The organism is Rhodococcus opacus, assembly GCF_012396235.1.
GTDB lineage: Bacteria > Actinomycetota > Actinomycetes > Mycobacteriales > Mycobacteriaceae > Rhodococcus_F > Rhodococcus_F opacus.
The window spans coordinates 182,409-197,475 of record NZ_JAAXPA010000012.1 but is presented as its reverse complement, the minus strand read 5'-3'; the positions used below and the strand labels follow the sequence as shown (position 1 = coordinate 197,475).

The 15,067-nt window shown below is 68.0% G+C and carries 12 protein-coding genes and 2 pseudogenes; 10 read left to right on the top strand and 4 right to left on the bottom strand.

Going from position 1 to position 15,067, the window contains the following annotated elements:
* Together HGB39_RS18525 and HGB39_RS18520 are read right to left on the bottom strand one after the other, a co-directional pair.
* Positions 1-144: pseudogene (locus tag HGB39_RS18525) on the bottom strand (pyridoxal 5'-phosphate synthase lyase subunit PdxS); the annotation flags it as partial.
* On the bottom strand, positions 141-1,688 hold the full coding sequence (locus tag HGB39_RS18520) for an amino acid permease (RefSeq protein WP_005564656.1): 1,548 nt from the start codon (positions 1,686-1,688) through the stop codon (positions 141-143). The pseudogene HGB39_RS18525 and the gene HGB39_RS18520, both read right to left, overlap by 4 nt.
* A gap of 648 nt (positions 1,689-2,336) precedes the next feature.
* Between HGB39_RS18520 and HGB39_RS18515 the strand changes: the two genes are divergently transcribed.
* The 4 genes from HGB39_RS18515 to HGB39_RS18500 all read left to right on the top strand — a co-directional run bounded on the left by HGB39_RS18515 (position 2,337) and on the right by HGB39_RS18500 (position 8,446).
* The gene (locus HGB39_RS18515; RefSeq protein WP_005262364.1) at positions 2,337-3,740 is read left to right on the top strand and encodes an amino acid permease; all 1,404 of its coding nucleotides are present in this window, start codon (positions 2,337-2,339) and stop codon (positions 3,738-3,740) included.
* A gap of 141 nt (positions 3,741-3,881) precedes the next feature.
* Positions 3,882-5,228, top strand: a complete 1,347-nt coding sequence (locus HGB39_RS18510) for a GlnX family signal transduction membrane protein (RefSeq protein WP_054247962.1) — start codon at positions 3,882-3,884, stop codon at positions 5,226-5,228.
* Positions 5,228-6,238, top strand: coding sequence for a glutamate ABC transporter substrate-binding protein (locus HGB39_RS18505; RefSeq protein ID WP_043788757.1), 1,011 nt, complete (start codon positions 5,228-5,230; stop codon positions 6,236-6,238). The genes HGB39_RS18510 and HGB39_RS18505 overlap by 1 nt, the downstream gene beginning before the upstream one ends.
* A gap of 39 nt (positions 6,239-6,277) precedes the next feature.
* Entirely contained in the window at positions 6,278-8,446 is a 2,169-nt protein-coding gene (locus HGB39_RS18500) for a serine/threonine-protein kinase (protein WP_005564648.1), read from the top strand.
* 14 nt (positions 8,447-8,460) lie between these two features.
* Here the strand turns inward: HGB39_RS18500 and HGB39_RS18495 are convergent, their stop codons facing one another.
* On the bottom strand, positions 8,461-8,676 hold the full coding sequence (locus tag HGB39_RS18495) for a hypothetical protein (protein WP_005564647.1): 216 nt from the start codon (positions 8,674-8,676) through the stop codon (positions 8,461-8,463).
* Between the two features lie 212 nt (positions 8,677-8,888).
* Here HGB39_RS18495 and HGB39_RS18490 point away from each other — a divergent pair, with 212 nt between their 5' ends.
* The 4 genes and pseudogenes from HGB39_RS18490 (at position 8,889) to HGB39_RS38845 (ending at position 12,422) form a co-directional block, all read left to right on the top strand.
* Complete coding sequence (locus HGB39_RS18490; RefSeq protein ID WP_005262373.1) at positions 8,889-9,656, top strand: thiazole synthase; 768 nt, start codon at positions 8,889-8,891, stop codon at positions 9,654-9,656.
* 41 nt (positions 9,657-9,697) lie between these two features.
* Complete coding sequence (locus HGB39_RS18485) at positions 9,698-10,609, top strand: MBL fold metallo-hydrolase (RefSeq protein WP_247607442.1); 912 nt, start codon at positions 9,698-9,700, stop codon at positions 10,607-10,609.
* Between the two features lie 257 nt (positions 10,610-10,866).
* Positions 10,867-11,259 (top strand): annotated as a pseudogene (locus tag HGB39_RS40240) (site-specific integrase); the annotation flags it as partial.
* Between the two features lie 179 nt (positions 11,260-11,438).
* A complete protein-coding gene (locus HGB39_RS38845; protein ID WP_247607441.1) occupies positions 11,439-12,422 on the top strand; it encodes a hypothetical protein in 984 nt (327 codons plus the stop codon).
* Positions 12,423-12,524: 102 nt separating this feature from the next.
* On the opposite strand, the gene HGB39_RS18470 is transcribed toward HGB39_RS38845, so the two are convergent.
* Positions 12,525-12,824, bottom strand: a complete 300-nt coding sequence (locus HGB39_RS18470) for a hypothetical protein (protein ID WP_005573497.1) — start codon at positions 12,822-12,824, stop codon at positions 12,525-12,527.
* A 41-nt stretch (positions 12,825-12,865) separates the two neighbouring features.
* Here HGB39_RS18470 and HGB39_RS18465 point away from each other — a divergent pair, with 41 nt between their 5' ends.
* Positions 12,866-13,054 (top strand): hypothetical protein, encoded by a 189-nt coding sequence (locus tag HGB39_RS18465; RefSeq protein WP_043793484.1) that lies wholly within the window; start codon positions 12,866-12,868, stop codon positions 13,052-13,054.
* A gap of 447 nt (positions 13,055-13,501) precedes the next feature.
* Entirely contained in the window at positions 13,502-14,689 is a 1,188-nt protein-coding gene (locus tag HGB39_RS18460; protein WP_155756004.1) for a site-specific integrase, read from the top strand.
* Positions 14,690-15,067 lie beyond the last annotated feature (378 nt).

The window sequence follows — 15,067 nt, the reverse complement described above, 5'->3', positions numbered from 1 at the left end:
CTCGAGCGCCATGACCGCCACCGCACCGGCGTCCTCGGCGATCTTCGCCTGATCGGGGGTGACGACGTCCATGATGACCCCGCCCTTCAACATCTCGGCCATGCCACGCTTGACGCGCGCCGTACCGACGGCGGAACTGTTCACGACTGTCTCCTCTGGTGACGATGGGTGTGCGGCTTCTGTTGTGCAGCCGCCAGCAGTTCGATGTCCGAGCCGCCGAGCGTCTCCACGGACTCGATGCGCTTCTCGGCCTCCGCGACCGACTCGTCCGCGGAACCGATCGGGGGAGCACCGGACAGTGATTCGTCGTCGTGACCGCCCTTGCCGAGCAACTTCCGTACCTGGTAGCTGATCAGGATGACGATCAACGTCAGACCGCTCATGAGGAACTGGGAGCGGGTGGACGGGAGGAACGCCATCGCGAGGATGACGGTGGCCATCAGGGCGATGGTGGCGTAGCTCAGCCACGGGAACAGCCACATCCGGAGTTGCAGTGCCTCAGGGTCTTCGCGCTCGAGTCGACGTCGGAGCACCACCTGGGAGATGGCGATCAGGAGGTACACGAACAGCGCGACGGCGCCGTACGAGTTGACGAGGAAGCCGAAGACGACGTCGCCCCACACGTAGGTGCAGGCGACGGACACGTATCCGACGGTGGTGCCGAGCAGGATCGCACGACGCGGCACGCCGTTGCGGGACAGCGTCGTGAAGAACTTCGGGGCGTCGCCGTTGCGGGTGAGCGCGAACAGCATGCGGGACGTGGTGTACAGCGCCGAGTTCAGGCAGGAGAGGACCGCGGTGAGGACGATGAAGTTCATGATCGTCGCGACACCGGGAATTCCCAGGACCTCGAGCACCGCGGCGTACGGGCTCACACCGACACTCTCGGTGTTCCACGGCTGGATCGTGACGACCACGAGAATCGAACCGACGTAGAACGTCACGATCCGCACCACGATCGACCGCATGGCATGGGCGACAGCACGCTTCGGCTCCTCCGACTCGGCAGCGGCGATCGTCACGATCTCGGCTCCCGTGTAGAAGGCGACGCAGGGGACGACCGCGGCGAGCACCGCACCCCAGCCGAGCGGGGTGAAGCCGCCGTGGTTCACGAGGTTGCCGAGCCCGGGCGTCGAATCGGGCCACAGTCCGGTGATCCAGAGGGCGCCCATCCCGAGAAACAGAACGATCGCCACCACCTTGATCGACGAGAACCAGTATTCGAACTCGCCGTAGGAGCGGGCGGACACCATGTTGGTGGCCGTCAGCAGGAGCATCAGCCCCAGGCTCAGGAGCCACAGCGGAATCATCGGCAGCCAGAGCTGCAGGATCCGGCCGCCGGCGATGGCCTCGACCGCGACCACGATGACGAAGAAGTACCAGTACATCCACCCCGTCGCGAACCCGGCGCGACGCCCCAGGGCCTGGCGAGCGTAGACGTAGAACGATCCGACCACCGGCCGGGCCACCGCCATCTCCGCCAGCATCCGCATGATCAGCAACGTGATGATGCCTGCGATGAGGAAGGAGATGATGGCGCCGGGACCGGCACCGCCGATGACGACACCACTGCCCACGAAGAGACCGGCGCCGATCACCCCGCCCAGGGCGATGAGGTTCATGTGCCTGCGCTTCAGGCCCTTGCCGAGACCTGAACTGTCGGTGTGTCCGGGAACGGTACTGTCCACATTTTCCTCCAGAAGGCGCTGCCGTGGCCCTCACCTGACCCGACCTCGTCGGTCGTACGTCGATGCGGGCACCCACCGGTTCAGCGACCCAATCGTATGTGTGATCCACATCACTTATTTTGGTGTTCACCTCACACTACGACTGGTGCCAGATCTCGCCCAGAGCCAGTTGCCGCGCAAGCGATGGGACCAGTTCGACCGCGGAACCGACGACCGGGAAAGCCTCTGAACTGGGAGGACAGCGATCATCACCAGAAGGAGCGCGTTCGCATGGCCTGGCCGCACGGTTTCCCGGCACATCTGGATCCCCCGGCGCCGGTACGCACCCTCGAGGCCGTGCGAACACCCCTACCCTGTGACCAGTGGCAACGAACTGGTCCTCAGACGTGCCGTGGAACTGGCCCTGTGCTGCCCACCGGACCCTCCATACAGTGTTGTGCATCACATCAACAGTTCAGTTCGCGGTGGATCGTCTCCCGTATCTCCGCCGGCACTGTTCTCCGTTCCAACCGCCGACGATCCGACCCCGGATCGCGATGGCGACCTGACGATTCCGGTCAGCGCACAGTGGAGGAAAACGTGACTTCAACACCACCCCCGGTCCAATCCCAGGACTCCGGCCTCGGAAAGGGCCTGAAGAAACGGCACATGAACCTCATCGCCCTGGGCGGCGTGATCGGTGCCGGATTGTTCGTCGGCAGCGGCGTCGTCATCGAGAGCGCAGGCCCGGCGGCGATCGTGTCGTTTCTCATCGCGGGGGTCATCACACTCCTGATCATGCGGATGCTGGCGGAGATGGCGGTGGCCCGGCCGGTGGTCGGATCGTTCTACGTGTACGCCAGGGAAGCGCTCGGCAATCGCGCCGGCTTCTCGGTCGGCTGGATGTACTGGTACTTCTTCGTCATCGTCGTCGCGGTCGAAGCCATCGCCGGCGGCCGAATACTCCAGCTCTACCTCCCGTCCGCGCCCCTGTGGATTCTCAGCCTCGGCCTTCTCGTGATCCTGACCTGCACCAATCTCGTATCAGCGCGTTCGTTCGGAGAATTCGAGTACTGGTTCTCGTCGATCAAGGTGATCGCGATCGTCCTCTTCCTCGGGTTGGGCGCACTGTGGATCACCGGACTGTGGCCGGATTCGACCCCCGGCGTGGCGAACCTCGTCAGCCACGGCGGATTCGCTCCGCTCGGCTGGGGCGCGGTGCTCGCCGCGGTCGTCCCCTGCGTGGCCTTTTTCACCGGTGCCGAGATCGTGACCATCGCGGCCGCCGAGTCCGCAGAACCCAAGAAGGCGGTCGCCCGGGCGATGCGCTCCATCGTGGTCCGGATCATCACCTTCTACGTCGGTTCCATCTTCGTGGTCGTCGCGGTGGTGCCGTGGAGCACGGAGGCCGTCGGAGTCAGCCCCTACGCGGCAGCGCTCTCCGCCCTGCACATTCCCGGTGTCGCCACGATCATGAACGTCGTCATCCTCACCGCGGTGCTGTCCTGCCTGAACTCGGCGCTGTACACCTCCTCGCGGATGCTCTTCGCACTCACCCGCAACGGCGATGCCCCGCACATGTTCACCCGCCTGTCCGGCGGTGGCGTGCCGAGGCGCGCGATCCTCGCCGGAACGGTGATCGGCTACGCGTCGGTGATCGCGGCGTTCGTCTCCCCGGACCTCGTGTTCTCGTTCCTGGTCAACTCGTACGGCGCCGTGGCGCTCTTCGTCTACCTCATGATCGCGATCTCCCAGGTCGCGCTCCGCAGGAAACTGGAGGCTCGAGATCCCGAGGCCCTCAGCCTGAAGATGTGGCTGTTCCCCTGGCTCAGCTACGCGACCATCGCCCTGATGGGGGCCGTGATCGCCGCCATGGCCGTGCTCCCCACCACCCGTTCGCAGTTCTGGCTGAGTGTGGTGACTCTCGCCTTCATCCTGATCGGGTACGAGTTCCGCCGGCGCAGTCGCACCAGCGCCGAACGCCTCGACACCGTCACGCCGCCGGCGGAATCGCCTGCCGACGGTGCCGACGCGGAGCAACTCGTCGGAGTCGTCACCCACGAGCAACCCTGACGCACCCGCCGTACCGAAGGACAGGGACCGCACCAGCGGTCCCTGTCCTTCTCTGTGGGTCCGATGCGACATCGGCTTTTCCGGCACGACCCGCCGGCAATCGGGGCACACTTGCAGAAGACCTCGGCGGAGGAGGACACCGTGTTCCACCGCGGAGACGACGCCGTCACCGAAGAACACTCGCTGGACGAGTCCCTGCTCGTCGAGCCCGAATCCCGGCGCCGGCCGTGGCGGGAATTCCTCGTCTCGACCCCGGGACGACTGTCCGTGCTGGGGATCGCCCTCGTGACCGCCGCGCTCATGACCGGGGCGATCACGTCGGCGGCGATCGGTGCCCGGCAACAGCGCATCGAGACCCTGCGGACGCACACCGAACCCCTCACCTACGCGGCCGAACGGCTCTACAGTTCCCTGTCCATCGCCGACGCCGCGGCCGCCACGTCCTTCATCTCGGGCGGTGTCGAGCCGATCGCCGTCCGCAATCGGTACAACCAGGCGATCGGGGACGCGTCGAACGCGCTGGTCACCGCGTCGAACGGCGTTGCCTCGACAGACGCCGCGGCCCTCGCGCTGCTGTCCGAGGTGTCGCGGAACCTCGCCGACTACACCAGCCTGATCGCCACCGCCCGCGCCAACAATCGGTCGGGCAACCCGGTCGGCGTCGCCTATCTCAGCGACGCCTCCACGATGATGCAGGACACAATCCTGCCCGCAGCCGAGAGTCTCTACTCGGAACAGTCGAGGTCCGTCGCCGACACCCAGGTCCTCACCGGGCGGCTCCCGAGAGCCGCGTTCGCCGTCGCCGTCGCCCTGCTCGTCGCGCTCGTCGTCGCTCAGGTGTATCTGGCGCGCAAGAGCAAACGCCGCGTCAATCCCGGACTCGTCCTCGCGTCCTTCCTCGCCGCCTCCCTCCTGATCTGGCTGGCCGCCGCCACCCTGGTCTCCACCGCAGCCACGGACCGGGCCAGAACCGAAGGGGCGCAACCACTCGGCACCATCACCCAGGCGCGGATCCTCGCCCAGCAGGCCCGGGCGGACGAGACCCTCGCGCTGCTGCAGCGCGGCTCCGACGAACAGTCCGAGATCGACTACGCTCGGCGGTCGGCCGAACTCGCCGACATCCTCGAAGGGCTGCAGGACGGCGATCACGGTCCGGCGACGACACCGCCGATCGACGCCGCCGTGACCGCACTCGCCGACTGGCGGCGCGCACACACCATGCTGCAGGAGAAGCTCGACATGGGGGACTACCCGGGGGCGAAGGCCATCGCGATCGGCCCCGCGGACTCGGCGTCCCCCGCCACCTTCGCGGCGCTCGACGAGTCGTTGCAGGACGGCATCGACCGATTCCGCAGCGAGGAACTCCACGGGATGGCCGACGCATATCGCTCGTTGTCGCTGCTCGCGGTGGGTAGCATGGTGATCGGCGTGCTCTGCGGGTTCGCCGTCGGTGGGGGGATCTGGCCCAGACTGAACGAGTACCACTGATGACGCGGGTGAGTCGACCGAGACGGCGGACGCGGCCGCGCGCCCTCCTACTCTCCGCTGCCGTGGTCGCCGTCCTCGCGGCCGGATGCGCAACCCCGCAGCCCCTCACTCCCACTGTCCAGGGCGACTACTCGGACGTGCCGCTGACGAGTGGGTCGCAGATCCTTCTGCCGACCGGCGACGTGCCCGAGGAGCCACCCGCACCCGACTCCTGCGGCGCGCTCGCGAGTCTCCGCCCCGCCGTCACACCGGACGTCCGGGCGCCGGGAAGCTCGCTGGCCGAGATCACCGCCCGTGGCCGACTGGTCGTCGGAATCGATCAGAACACCAACCTCTTCAGTTTCCGGGATCCGACCACCGGCATGCTGATGGGATTCGACGTCGACGTCGCGGGAGAGGTCGCGCGAGACCTGTTCGGCGACCCCTCCCGGGTCGAATTCCGCCTGCTCACGTCCGGGGACCGTTTCGAGGCACTCGAGAACGAGGACGTGGATCTCGTGGTCAAGAGCACGTCGATCACGTGTGAACGGTCCGAGCGGGTCGCCTTCTCCACCGTGTACTTCCAGGCCTATCAGCGTCTGCTGGTGCCGAAGGGCTCCGGCATCTCCGGTCCGGAGGACCTGGCGGGGAAACGTGTCTGTTCCGTCGGCGACACCACCTCGCTGGACACGGTTCGCCGAGTGCAGCCCGAGGCCACGATCGTGGCGGTACCCGACTGGGACGACTGCCTCGTGGTCCTCCAGCAGCGGCAGGCCGACGCCGCGAGCACCGACGACTCCATCCTCGCCGGGCTCGCCGCCCAGGATCCGAATCTGGAGATCGTCGGCTCGCCGCTCGAGTCGGAGCCGTACGGCATCGGGGTCAACAAGAGCAACGACGATCTGGTGCGCTTCGTGAACGGCACACTGGATCGGATGCGTGCGGACGGAACCTGGACGAGGCTCTACGACAACTGGCTGACGGTTCTCGGGCCCGCCGCCGGACCCCCTGCCCCCACGTACCGGGACTGAGGTGACACCGACGTGAGCGACGAAACCAGGCGAACACCGATGGACGAGCCGGAATCCACCCGGGGTGTGCGGTTCGATCCGTTCGCGGACGACGAGGATGAGGACGTCCCCTCGTCACGCACGGTGCCGGACGCCGTCCACACCTCCGACCTGTCGATGCTCCTGACCAATCCCGTTCTGGCGGAGCACAAACGCTACTGCGACCGATGCAAGCGCCCCGTCGGACGTTCCACCGCCGCGCGGCCGGGCGACACGGAGGGGGTGTGCACCCACTGCGGCACCGTCTTCTCGTTCGCGCCGCAACTCGAGGCGGGCGAACTGGTCGCGGGTCAGTACGAGGTCCTGGGATGCCTCGCCCACGGGGGAGTCGGCTGGATCTACCTCGCGCTCGACCACAACGTCAGCGACCGCTGGGTGGTCCTCAAGGGCCTGCTGCACTCGGGCGACCCCGTGGCCCAGGAGGTGGCACTCGCCGAGCGCCGGTTCCTCGCCGAGGTGACGCATCCGAGCATCGTCAAGATCTACAACTTCGTCGAACACCCCGGGATGGACGGCAATCCCATCGGCTACATCGTGATGGAGTACGTCCGGGGCAGAACCCTGCGCGACGTGCTCACCGAGCTGAAGGAGGACGCCGGACCCGACGACCCGAAGCCGATGCTGCCGGTGGAGCACGCCATCCGTTACCTCCTCGAGGTCACGCCCGCGCTCGGATACCTGCACTCGATCGGGTTGGTGTACAACGACCTCAAACCCGAGAACATCATGATCGGCGACGACTACGACCAGCTCAAGCTCATCGACATGGGCGCGGTCGCCAGGATCGGCGATCACGGATACATCTACGGCACACAGGGTTACCAAGCTCCCGAGATCGCCACCACCGGTCCCACCGTCGCCTCCGACATCTACACCGTCGGGCGCACGCTGGCCGTGCTGACCCTCGACATGCCGACCGCCGGGGGCTGTTACGTCGACGGCCTGCCGACACCCGAGGAGGCGCCGCTGCTGGCGGAGTACGAGTTCTACCACCGGCTGCTGCTCCGGGCCATCCACCCCGATCCGGCCCGGCGCTTCGCGTCGGCCGAGGAGATGTCGACGCAACTCGAGGGTGTTCTGCGCGAGGTGCGGGCCCAGCAGACCGGCCACCCGCATCCGGGGCTGTCCCACCGGTTCAGCCCGCAGCGCACGACGTTCGGGACCGACCTCACGATCAGCCGCACCGACGTCTACGTCGACGGGCATCGCCGGGACGAGCGGATCAGCGTGATGAGTATCGTTCGGGCGCTGCCGATTCCGTTGGTGGACCCGGACGATCCGGCGGCCCCGCTGCTTTCCGTCGTCCACAGCCGGCCGAGGGAACTCCTCGATTCACTGCACCGGGCGAAGGAGGCGGCGGACGACGGCGTGGCGTCCACGAGCATCGAGATCCCGCTCGCCGAAGTGCGCGCACACCTCGATCTCGGGCAGCCCCGTGATGCCGCCACCATTCTCGAATCCCTCGACCACCAACGCGAGGACACGTGGCGCGTCGACTGGCACACGGGACTGTGCGCGCTGGTGGGCGGCGACTTCGAGGCGGCGTTCACCCGATTCGATTCCGTCCTGACCGCGCTACCGGGCGAGGAGGCTCCGAAGCTCGCCCTCGCCGCGACGGCCGAGATGTGGTGCGAATACCGCTCCGGCGAGGACATCGAGCGGTGGCGCCGGACCGCCGAAAAGTATTACTGCACAGTGTGGCGCACGGATCACGGCGCGGTCAGTGCGGCGTTCGGACTGTCGCGGCAACTCGAGCACCGCGACGACCGGGCAGCCGCGGTGGAGGCGCTCGACGAGGTGCCGCCGACATCACGGCACTATGCCGAGGCCCGGTTGACGAGTGTGCTGATGCTCGTCCACGATCGGCCCCTCGCCGAGGTGAGTGAACGGGATCTGCAGGAGGCCGCCCGGCGAGTCGAACTGCTTGCCCACGACGAGCGTCGGGCACTCCAGACCCGGGTGCTCGTCCTCGGCGTGGCCGTGGACTGGCTGCACGCCGGCGGCATCCCCGAGACGACGAGGATCCTCAGCGTGCCGTTCACCGAACGCGGTCTGCGCGCCGGGGCGGAGTCGGCGCTCCGGGCCCTCGCCCGCAAGGCACCCGAGCGCCGGCACCGGTACACGCTGGTGGATCTCGCCAATCTGATCCGCCCGACCACGTGGCTGTGACACCCGAACTCGGGTCACAGCACCCCGAATCCGTTGTGCTCGCGCCCCCACCGGGCGTTCCATGCCATCACCTGCATGCGGTCGCTCAAAGCGTCACGGCTGCGGACCGTTTCGGCCAACTGGCCCATGAGTTCGATGATGCGGCGCCGAGCGTCCTCCAGTTCCGTTGCCAGGCGCTCCTCCTCCCTCGACCTCGCGGTGCGGTTCCTGCTCGCGACCATGGTGTTCATCTCTACTCCGATCGTGACGCCGTGGCGTTGTCCACGGGGCTCATCGCACTGACAACTCTGGGGCATCTGGTACGGGTCCAGAAGGTCCAGAAAGACGGTGGGACAGGGGTCCAATCTGGACCTATGACGTAGCGCACAAGTGGTTCTGACGTCGGAGACGATTCGATCGTAGGGTTCGAGTGCTCGCTGAAATCTCGACCGGAGAGGTACCCATGAGCATTGACACCGACGCACTCACGATCGCGGGCCGGGACTTCTCGTCCCGCCTCGTCATGGGCACAGGCGGCGCGGCCAACCTCTCGGTGCTGGAAGACGCACTCGTCGCCTCCGGCACCGAACTGACGACGGTGGCGATGCGCCGAGTGGACGCCGCAGGGAGGACCGGGCTGCTCGAACTGCTGGATCGACTGGGTATCGCGTTGTTGCCGAACACAGCCGGCTGCCGGGGCGCCACGGAGGCCGTGCTGACCGCGCGCCTGGCCCGCGAGGCCCTGGGTACCAACTGGGTCAAGCTCGAAGTGATCGCCGACGAGCGCACGCTCCTGCCCGACGGGATCGAACTCGTCGCGGCGGCCGAACAACTCGTGGACGACGGCTTCGTCGTGCTGCCGTACACCAACGACGACCCCGTTCTCGCGCAGCGCCTGGTCGATGCCGGGTGCGCCGCCGTGATGCCACTCGGGTCGCCGATCGGCACCGGGCTCGGCATCTCGAACCCCCGCAACATCGAGATGATCGTCGCGCGCACCGACGTCCCGGTCATTCTCGACGCCGGGATCGGCACCGCGAGCGACGCAGCACTGGCGATGGAACTCGGCTGCGACGCCGTACTGCTCGCCACGGCGGTGACGAGAGCCGCGGACCCTCCGCTGATGGCCGCGGCGATGGCCGGAGCAGTCACGGCCGGGCGCCGCGCCCGCAATGCCGGACGAATACCGAAACGGTTCTGGGCACAGGCGTCGTCACCGGTCGCGGTGTAATCGGCGCCCCGCGAACACCGACTCGGCTAGCGTGAGCCCCCATGCGGGTACACCACCTCAATTGCGGCTCGTTCTCCTCGGCGCTCATCGGGCGGTTGGTGTGCCATGTGCTGGCGTGTGAAACCGACGCGGGCATCGTGCTGGTCGACTCCGGCTTCGGGCTGGCGGACGTGGCCGATCCCACCGGACGCGTCGGCCGGTACGCGAACCTGATGGGCGCCCGGTTCCGGGAGTCGGAGACGGCGGTCCGCCGGCTCGAGAAGCTGGGCCTGAATCCTGCGGACGTGACCCACATCGTCGCGACCCATCTCGACTTCGACCACATCGGCGGCGTCGCCGACTTCCCGAACGCCACCCTGCACACCACCGCCGCGGAACGAACGGCGTCGGAGGGACGTTCGTCGTTCCGGGAGAAGGTCCGGTACCGTCCCGCCCAGCTCACCCCCGAACCCACGCTGCACACCTATTCGGGGCCGGGCGAATCCGTGCTCGGGTTCTCCGACACCTACCCGATCGCCGGTGTCGGCGACCGCATCGTGCTCGTCCCGATGCCCGGCCACACCCGCGGTCACGCGGCGGTGGCCGTCGACACCGGCGAGAAGGGCTGGCTGCTGCACGCGGGCGACGCCTTCTACCACCGCAGCACCGTCGCCGCCCCCGGACAGGTGTCGCCGGGAACCGAGGGTCGCGCCCTGCGGGTGATGGAAGAGCTGATCGCGGTGGACCGTTCGAAGATCCGCGGCAATCATCGCCGGCTACGAGAACTGAACAATCAGGTGGCGCCGCGGGTGCGCGTCTTCTCCGCCCACGACCCGACACTGTTCGAGGATCTGGCCGGAGAGCGGGCTAGGAGCGGGCTAGGAGCGTGGGTCTGTATTGCCAATCGGGATCGTTGCCAGGGTGCGCCGGAGTCGATTGGGCCGGCAGTGGGTGGGCAGATTGGTTCGGGATGAGCGCAGGTTGCGCGGGTGTCCGTACCGAGCGGGTGGCGGCTGACCGGGAGGTCAGCTCGCGGCGAGGGCCGCGAGGCCGTGGACACCGACTACGCCGTGGAGCTTGCGGAGGTTGTGACAGGCGGCGAGCAGCAGTTCCCTCGACGGTCTGGGCGAGTTGCAGGCAGTATCGGCCGTGACGGAGTTACGTTCGCAGGGTGCCCACTGTGGACGCGGTTTCCGGATGTACTTCGGACTGGTTCGACGGCGGTGAGTGGATGTTGTACTGGACTACTCGTGATGTCGAGGTGCCCGTAGGGTTCGACGATGCGCTGGACCGGTGGGTGGACATCGATGCCCGCGAGCGGGCGCTGGGCATCGACGAGGCCACGCCTATCCTGATCGACCCGGTCGGTCGGATCGATCCGCGACTGGCGAGGTTCTTCCGTCGGTCGAGGTTCGCGTTTCTCGCCGAGGGAACCCGGCAGTCGTATGTGAAGGATTACCGCCTGTTCTTCAGCTTCCTGTGGCGGCGCGGAAGGTACTGGGATCAAGCTAATTACGACGACATCGGTGACTACGAGGCGTGGCGACGCCGGTCGACGGACAACCCGCGGCGGGTCTGTGGAGCCAAGTGGGCTCGGGAGTTGGCCGCGTTCAAATTGCTGTTCGACTGGGCGGTGGTCACCGGCGCGGTGGAGCGTAGCCCGGTGGCGACACACACGGTGCGCCTGCCCGCCGCGGAGTATCGACGTCCGGCCTCGTTGGACAGCACCGGCCTGGTGGTGACCTTTGGTCCGAAAATGGAGTTGCCGAAGGCGCTTTCGACTTCACACCGCTGCCCGGCGGCATGCAGCTGCGGCAACAGTTCGCGGCGGCGCTCGACCGCCAGATCGGGCCGGCAGGCGGGTGGCGTGCGTGGGTCACCTGCTACTGCGGCTATCAGAGTGCTCGGTTGTTGCTGCGCGGGTTGGCCACCTTGGAGCGGCCGCCGGATTCGATGGCGCAGATCACGCCCGCCGTGTGGATTTCCTGGCGGATGTCGCTTCCCCCGACCGCCGGAACTCGCCACCACCTGGTCGCGCTCCGAGCGCTTCTGGCCCAGGTGCGCGAGCTTCCATCCGAGACCCTCGAGATCGTCGATCGGCGCGTCGTCCCCGCGCCGGCGTCGACGGAGAGCGCCTACACCTACCAAGAGTTTCTGCGCATCCGCTCAGCCGCGGGGGCCGTGTTCAACAGCGCCCTGATCAGGATCCGGGACAACCGCGAACATCTCCGTCGCTGGCGGGCCGGCGAGTTCCGGGCGGCGAGCAGCGAATGGTTGCTCGGTGAGGTGCTGGACTGTGTGGCCCGCACGGGTGAGGTGCCATTGCTCGCGGCCCGGCCAGACTGCGGGCGACGGCCGTCGCGCCGGCATCTGTCCGCCCTCGGCGGGCTGGCACCGGAGAAGACCTGGGGCCGGCTGTTCCTGAGCCGCGGTGAAGTGTTCGCGGCGGCGGTCCTGCTGGTGGCCAGCGAGTCGTGGAACAAGTCCGTGTTGCATCGGATGCGGATCCCGGAGCACGACCGGCCGTCGCCGACAACGTTGACGTCTTCACCGTGCACCTCGACAAGCCGCGCCGACCGGTGCGGCTGCGGCACACCAGCACGAACCTCGTCGACAACGACCCGGGCAGTGCGGGACGGCTGCTGCGCCAGGTCATCGAGGCCACCGAACCGGCCAGGGAGACCCTGGCGGTACGGGGCCGACCGACTGATCGGCTGTTGGTCTACCGCACCGCGTGTCCGTCTCGCTGCGGGCAGGAATTCGGGTTCGGCATCGCCAAGAGTCTGACGGTCGGGAACGAATCGGTGAGCCTGCGCCGGCTGCGGCGCACCTGCAGGTGCTGATCCGCAAGGAACCGGCCCAAAACACCCACGAGGTCCACGACACGGTCTACATGCTGCGGGATCCGTCCGGCCGAGAGGCAGCGAGGGAGACGATCGCGCGAGGACTCACCGACGCCGCCGAGCACGCCCACCTCGTCGGTGCGATGCGGCTGGTCCTCGGCGGCGACGCCGAAACCTTGGTCGAGTTGTCCGACGATCCCGAACTCGCCGCGGCCATCGCACGCGGGGACCTCGACACGGCCCCCGCGGCCTGCGCCGATTTCACCCACAGCCCGCACAACGACCCGGGCCTGCCGTGCACCGCGTCGTTCCTGCTGTGCTTGGCCTGCCCGAACGCGGTCGCCACCCCGACGACACCTGCCGCGGCTGGTCCACCTGCACGACGGGTTGACCGAACTGCACGCCGTCCTGGACACCACCGTGTGGGAGCGGCAGTGGCAGCAGCACTTTCAGCGGGTTTCTGCGCTGTTGGACACCCACACCACCGCGGGCGAACGATCCGACGCTCGCACCCGGATCACCGATGCGGACCGCACGACCATCGACCGGCTGCTCCGCAGGACATTCGACGCATGAGCACCGCGCCCGCCTCCAACCCCAGCGGTGGCCAGCACCTGCGGTGGGATCTGTCCCCGCTGAACACCAACGACCACCAGGTGCACGATTGCCTGAACTGGCAGCTGTTTCCGCTGCCGCTGCGGCCGGCGTTCCGACGCGCCGGGTGGGCGTTGGTCAACCTACCGACCCCCGACGCGCTACTGGGCAGTCGCACCGCCCGCAGACGCAAGTGGCCGCACCCGGCCTCGATGCGCAACGTCGTCGGCCAATTGGTGCCAACTCGCGCAGTGGCTGCTCACCCGCAATATCACCCAACTCGATGCACTGACCGTCGACGACCTCGCCGACTACGCCGTCGAGGTCGGCCGTCGCGGGATCTCCACGACGACGGCGGTCAATCGCCTCGCCGCCGTCAGCCTGCTGTGGGGATTCGCGCCGCACCTGCCGCCCGGCGACCGCATTCCGATGCCGCCCTGGCAGGCCGAATGCATGCGGGACTACCTGCCGCGGACCGAGTCCGCCAACGAGAACGGCACCTCCCCGATACACCCGGCGGCGGTGATGTCGCCGCTGCTGATCTGGGCGATGCGGTTCGTCGACGACTTCGCCGACGACACCCTCACCGCCTGGCAGGAACACCACACGCTGACCGCCCGGATCCGGCCGCACGCCAACCCCGCGGCGTCCGCGGCCATGCGGAAGCTGGTCGAACAGTTCGCCGCCGAGAACCGGCCACTGCCCGGTCGCATCCACAACGGACGCCCGATGCTCGCGATCTCCTACCTCGCGGGCCGCGCGAACGCCAGCAAGGAGCAGGCCAGCCACGCCGTCCGGGCCTACGGACCGCACCTGCCCGTGGCGGCCGAGTCACCGCTCGGCAGCCCCATCCGGGGGCGCCTGGGCGGGCGAGCGTGGCTCGAGCACATCACCTTCCATGAGGCCCCGCAGCTCATGCACCGACTGTCGACGGCCTGCCTGATCGTCATCTTGTACCTGACCGGGATGAGACCCGACGAAGCGCTCGAGCTGCGGGTCGGGTGTTGCCCAGAACCCGGGACCGACGACCCGCACCCCCACGGCTACCAAATCCACGGCAACTACTTCAAGGACGCCCGCGACGGCGACGGCAAGCATGTGGTCGGTGGGCTTCCCCGGGACACGCCCTGGACCGCAATCGCGCCGGTGGTCCGCGCGGTACGCGTGCTCGAGCGAATGGCGGACGGGCCGTTGTTGTTCCCCGTGAAAACTGCCTGGGCCTCGACCACATCGGGCTCCCGTAAGCGGCGTGGAGAGGCCCTGACCTGTCAGGGCGCCAACGGTCGGATCGCGGCCTTCACCGCATGGCTGAACGACTACGCGGCCCGACGAAACCATCCCCGACGATCCGGCCGGCCGGGTTCAGGACAACCGCTTCCGGCGAACCCTCGCCTGGCACATCGCCCGCCTGCCCGGCGGCCGCGTCGCGGCTCGCGCTGCAGTACGGGCACCTGCGCGCCTCCTCGGTCACCGACGGCTACGCCGGACAAGCCCGCGACGGACCACGCCGGATCCTCGACATCGAAACCGCACGAGCCATGGCCGACTACCTCGACACCGTCGCCGATCGCCTCCACCGCGGCGAACACGTCTCCGGACCCGCCGCCCGCCGCCTGATCAGCGCCGCCACCGGAGCACAGCTCCGATTCGAGGGCATGTACCTGACACCCAATCAGGCGACCGCACTGCTCGCCGTCCCCCAATTCCACGTCTACGACAACCCGGAAAGCGTTCCTCACCTGCAACTACGATCCAGCCAAAGCGCTCTGCCGCCCCGACCGCACCCACCCACCCGGCCGGTCGAAATCCCCCGCGGTCGACCGGTGCGATCCGGCCTGCGCGAACATCGCGCGCACCGACACCCACATCGCTGCACTGCGCAGCGAGATCGCCCGGCTCCGCAAAGAAGTCGTCGAGCCGGCCACCCCGATGCCGCTGCGTGAACGCCTCGGTCAACGCGTAGCCCACCTGGACACGCTCGTCGAGCAGCATGAG

Coding starts and splice junctions, on each gene's coding strand:
- HGB39_RS18515 (WP_005262364.1), top strand. CDS start 2,337: ATGAACCTCATCGCCCTGGGCGGCGTGATCGGTGCCGGATTGTTCGTC.
- HGB39_RS18505 (WP_043788757.1), top strand. CDS start 5,228: ATGACGCGGGTGAGTCGACCGAGACGGCGGACGCGGCCGCGCGCCCTC.
- HGB39_RS18500 (WP_005564648.1), top strand. CDS start 6,278: ATGGACGAGCCGGAATCCACCCGGGGTGTGCGGTTCGATCCGTTCGCG.
- HGB39_RS18495 (WP_005564647.1), bottom strand. CDS start 8,676: ATGAACACCATGGTCGCGAGCAGGAACCGCACCGCGAGGTCGAGGGAG.
- HGB39_RS18490 (WP_005262373.1), top strand. CDS start 8,889: ATGAGCATTGACACCGACGCACTCACGATCGCGGGCCGGGACTTCTCG.
- HGB39_RS18485 (WP_247607442.1), top strand. CDS start 9,698: ATGCGGGTACACCACCTCAATTGCGGCTCGTTCTCCTCGGCGCTCATC.
- HGB39_RS38845 (WP_247607441.1), top strand. CDS start 11,439: ATGCAGCTGCGGCAACAGTTCGCGGCGGCGCTCGACCGCCAGATCGGG.
- HGB39_RS18460 (WP_155756004.1), top strand. CDS start 13,502: ATGCCGCCCTGGCAGGCCGAATGCATGCGGGACTACCTGCCGCGGACC.